General features: G+C 65.7%; 2 protein-coding genes and 1 pseudogene. All 3 read right to left on the minus strand.

Annotation, left to right across the window (positions count from 1 at the left end; translation table 11 throughout):
- A pseudogene (locus ACO48X_RS02980) lies at window positions 1-274 on the minus strand (endolytic transglycosylase MltG); the annotation flags it as partial.
- 53 nt (window positions 275-327) lie between these two features.
- Window positions 328-798, minus strand: a complete 471-nt coding sequence (ruvX, locus tag ACO48X_RS02985) for a Holliday junction resolvase RuvX (RefSeq protein ID WP_485000392.1) — start codon at window positions 796-798, stop codon at window positions 328-330.
- Window positions 798-3226: alanine--tRNA ligase (alaS, locus tag ACO48X_RS02990; RefSeq protein WP_485000394.1), on the minus strand; the 2429-nt coding region annotated here is incomplete at its 5' end. The genes alaS and ruvX, both read right to left, overlap by 1 nt.

Below are 3226 nucleotides of genomic sequence, written 5' to 3' on the forward strand. Positions count from 1 at the left end.
TGTAGGCGTCGATGAAGGGCTGCGCGTTGGCGATGACGCCCTCTTTCTTCAAGATCGCGGCGATTTCTCGGCCCGTCGCGGATTCCGGGATCACGATCGAGACACTTCCCGATCCCGGCCCGGGATAGTCCTCGACGACTTTGGACTCTTTGAAAAACTCGGGGATGAAGATCACCGAGACGGCGGAGAGGAAGGCCATGGCCATCACCAAGATGACGAACGACCGCCTTCGCTGCTTTCTGCGGCGCTTGCGCGACGCCGTTCGCTGGTCCACAAACGGGCCTTTTTGCGAGCGCCTCTGATTTGCCGAGCGATCGAAGAAATCGGTCATTGTTGTGCCTCCTGCGCGATGGAGACGCACTCGCCGGGTGCGTTGCCTGTGCGCTGTTCCATCTCAAGTGCTGTATTGAGGATAACCACAGCAGCGGCCTGATCCACAATCGAGCGGCGCTTGCGTGAGTCGCGTCCGGCCGCTATGAGCTGCCCATGGGCAGTCACGGTGGAGAGCCTCTCGTCGACGAGCCTGACGGGCGCCGGCGCCACGGATTCGGCCAACTCGGCGGCCCAGGCGCGAGCGTCGCGCGCGGACGCGCCCTCCGAGCCGTCCATGTTGAGCGGAAGGCCGACGATCACTTCCATCGCCTCGCACTCCCGTACGATCTGCGCGGCGTCGTCAATGTCCGATTTCCCGCGCCACAGCGTCTCAACGGGGGTTGCCAAGATGCCGTCGGGGTCGCATTGGGCGACCCCGATTCGAACCTGCCCCACGTCGAATCCCACGCGTCTGCCTCTGCGCATCAGCTCAGCTGCGCCTTTAGCCCCTCGAGGGCCTCCAGAAGCTTAGACGGGTCTTGGCCTCCGCCCTGGGCGACGTCGTCGCGGCCGCCGCCGCCTCCGCCAAGGACCTTCGAGAACGAGGAGACGAGCTTTCCGGCCCTGGCGCCGGCCTGCCTCGCCGCGTCCGTCGTCGCCACGACGACGGACGGGCGGCCGTTGACGACGCCTCCGACGACGACGACGGCAGCCTCAGAATCGTCGATTCTGCCGCGGACGTCCGTTGCGACGGCGCGGACGTCGTCGCCGCTGGCGACCTCGCCCAAACCTGCCCAGTAAAGGTTGAACTTCCCGATGCGACGGCGCCCGCCTAGGATGTCCCCGATTCCTGCCGACAGCTTCTCGCGCCTGAGGGCGGCGATTTCTTTCTCGGCAGACTTTAGGCGGGAAAGGACGGCGTCGACGCGTTCGGGCAGCTCCTCGGGCCGCGCGCCGACGATGCCGGCCAGTTGGGAGACGAGGGCGTGCTCTTTCGCGCCGTGCGCGTACGCCCCTTCGCCGACGAGGGCGTCGATGCGCCGCACTCCCGACCCGATCGAGGACTCTCCGAGGATGGAGACCAATCCGATCTTTCCGGTCGAGGCGACGTGCGTGCCCGCGCACAGCTCTTTCGACCACGAATCGTCGATCGAGACGACCCGGACTTCTTTTCCGTACTTTTCGCCGAAAAGGGCCATGGCCCCGGCGGCCCGCGCCTTGTCGAGGTCCATGGTTTCGTCTGTGACTTCGAGGTTTTCGCGGAGCCTGTCGTTGACGCGTCCCTCGATCCCCATGACGACGTCCGCGGGAATCTGCTCCCCGTGTCGGAAGTCAAAACGCAGCCGAGAGGGAGAATTCTCCGACCCCGCCTGGGTCGCCTGCTCCCCGAGGAATTCGTGGAGCGCCTTGTGGATCATGTGCGTCGAGGTGTGCGACCTGGCGATCTGGCCGCGCCTGTCGACGTCGATCTGCGCAAAGACTTTCTCGCCGACGGCGACCGTGCCCTCGCTGACGGTTCCGCGGTGGACGTTGAGGCCCTTGACCGGCGATTGGACGTCGTCGACCTGAACGAGGCCGCCGCCTTCGACGCTTATCGTTCCGCGGTCGGCCAGCTGGCCGCCCATTTCTGCGTAGAAGGGCGTCTGGTCCAAGACGACGTCGACGTCCGCGGGGGCAGTGGCCGCGGGAACTGAAACGCCGTCGACGAGCAGCGCCACGATCTTGCCTTCCGCCCCGGTCTCCGTGTATCCGAGGAACCGAGTGGAGCCGCCGCTTTCGTCGAGGATCTCGTTGTACACGGCCGAGTCGACGTGGCCGGTCTTCTTCGCACGGGCGTCGGCGCGGGCGCGGTCCTTCTGCTCTTGCATGAGCCGCCGGAACTCGCCTTCGTCGACCTTGAGCCCCTGCTCGGAGGCCATTTCGAGGGTGAGGTCGATCGGGAAGCCGTAGGTGTCGTGGAGGGCGAAGGCGTCCTTGCCGGAGAGGACCTTGTTTCCGCCGGAGGCTTTGGACGCCGCGAGGTCGAAGATCTGGGTTCCCGACGTCAGCGTCCTGCGGAAGGCGGCCTCCTCGGCCGAGGCCACGTCGAGGATCCGCGCGAATTCTGCCTCCAGCTCGGGGTAGGAGTCCTTCATCGCGTCCTTGGACGTGGCGATGAGGGAGGGAAGGACGACGTCGTCGACGCCGAGGAGTCGGATGGAGCGCACAGCGCGGCGGATGAGCCGCCGCAAAACATAGCCGCGGCCGTCGTTGCCGGGCCGCACGCCGTCGCCGATGAGCATGAGGGCGGAGCGGACGTGGTCGGCGACCACGCGCATGCGCACGTCGTCTTCGGCGTCGGCCCCGTACTTCTTTCCCGTGATCTCCTCGGTTTTGCCGATGACGGGGTACACCTCGTCAATCTCGTACATGTTGGCTTTGCCCTGGAGGAGGTAGGCGATGCGCTCGAGGCCGGCGCCGGTGTCGATGGCGGTGCGTTCGAGTTTGCCGACGAGTTCGAAATCGTGGCCTTCGCCTTCGCCCCTGATGAATTCGTCGAAGACAAGGTTCCAGATTTCAAGGAAGCGGTCTCCTTGGGCGTCTGCGGCGGGGCCGCCGTCCGGGCCGTACTCGGGGCCGCGGTCGTAGTGGATCTCGCAGCAGGCGCCGGCGGGTCCGGGCTGGCCGGTGGACCACGAGATCTCCTTGAACGGGAGCTTTTGAATGCGGTCCGAGGGAAGGCCGATGACGCGAGTCCAATAGTCGTAGGAAACCGCGTCTTCTTCCCAGATCGTCATCCACAGGCGGTCGCCGTCGAGCCCGTAGCCTCCGTCGGCGGTCGAGGAGGTCAGCAGGCCCCACGCGAGGTCGATGGCGCCTTCTTTGAAGTAGTCGCCGAAGGAGAAGTTGCCGTTCATCTGGAAGAACGTGCCGT

It is taken from the genome of Peptidiphaga sp. (assembly GCF_057238965.1).

Coding starts and splice junctions, on each gene's coding strand:
- ruvX (WP_485000392.1), bottom strand. CDS start 798: ATGCGCAGAGGCAGACGCGTGGGATTCGACGTGGGGCAGGTTCGAATC.